The 1,184-nt window shown below is 48.7% G+C and carries 1 protein-coding gene; it reads left to right on the forward strand.

What is annotated here, in order from left to right:
- A partial coding sequence (locus BUR42_RS29225) for an HYR-like domain-containing protein (RefSeq protein ID WP_200798418.1) occupies window positions 1–1,184 on the forward strand: 1,184 nt, incomplete at both ends.

Below are 1,184 nucleotides of genomic sequence, written 5' to 3' on the forward strand. Positions count from 1 at the left end.
AATGATACTACTATTACCCAGGTGATACATGTTCAGGATACAACTGCTCCGGTATTTGCTGTGGCCGCCCCGGCTGATACTACGGTAGATTGTAACAGTGTACCTGCCCAACCAGTGATCACTGCTACAGACAACTGTTCTGTAACGCCAAATATCACTGTGGTGAGGAACGAAGTACGCACTAACGGTACTTGTCCTAATACTTATATCCTCACCCGTACCTGGACTGCTACAGATGAATGTGGTAATGATACCACCATCACCCAGGTGATCAACGTAAGAGATACGGCTGCACCGAGATTCGATGTAGTAGCGCCAGCAGACACCACCGTGGATTGTAACAGCGTTCCGGCTCAACCGGTGATCAATGCTACCGATAACTGCTCTGCAACAGGTAATATCACCATAACCAGGAACGAGGTTCGCACCAATGGATCTTGCGCTAACAGCTACACCCTCACCCGTACATGGACGGCTGTTGATGAATGTGGTAATGATACCACTATCACGCAGGTGATCAACGTAAGGGATACGGCTGCACCGAGATTCGATGTAGTAGCACCTGCTGACACCACTGTGAATTGTGATGCAGTTCCTGCTCAGCCGGTGTTCAATGCTACCGATAACTGCTCTGCTACCGGTAATATTACCATAACCAGGAATGAGGTTCGTACCAACGGTACCTGCGCTAACAGCTACACCCTCACCCGTACATGGACAGCTGTAGACGAATGTGGTAATGACACCACCATCACTCAGATCATTCATGTTCAGGATACTACTGCTCCGGTATTCACTGTGATTGTACCAGCTGATACTACAGTAGATTGTAACAGCGTACCTGCTCAGGCAGTGATCACCGCTACAGACAACTGTTCTGCAACAGGTAATATCACGATAACCAGGAACGAAGTACGCACTAATGGTACATGTGCCAACAGCTACACCCTCACCCGTACATGGACAGCTGTTGACGAATGTGGTAATGATACTACCATTACGCAAGTGGTACATGTTCAGGATACAACGGCTCCGGTGGTAACAACCATTATCCCGGCTGCCAGAACGGTAGATTGTGATGCAGTTCCTGTTCAGGAAGATATCACGGCTACAGACAACTGCTCTGCAGTTCCGAATATCAGCGTAGTTAAGAACGAAGTTCGCACCAACGGCGCCTGCGCTAA

The organism is Chitinophaga niabensis, assembly GCF_900129465.1.
Lineage (GTDB): Bacteria > Bacteroidota > Bacteroidia > Chitinophagales > Chitinophagaceae > Chitinophaga > Chitinophaga niabensis.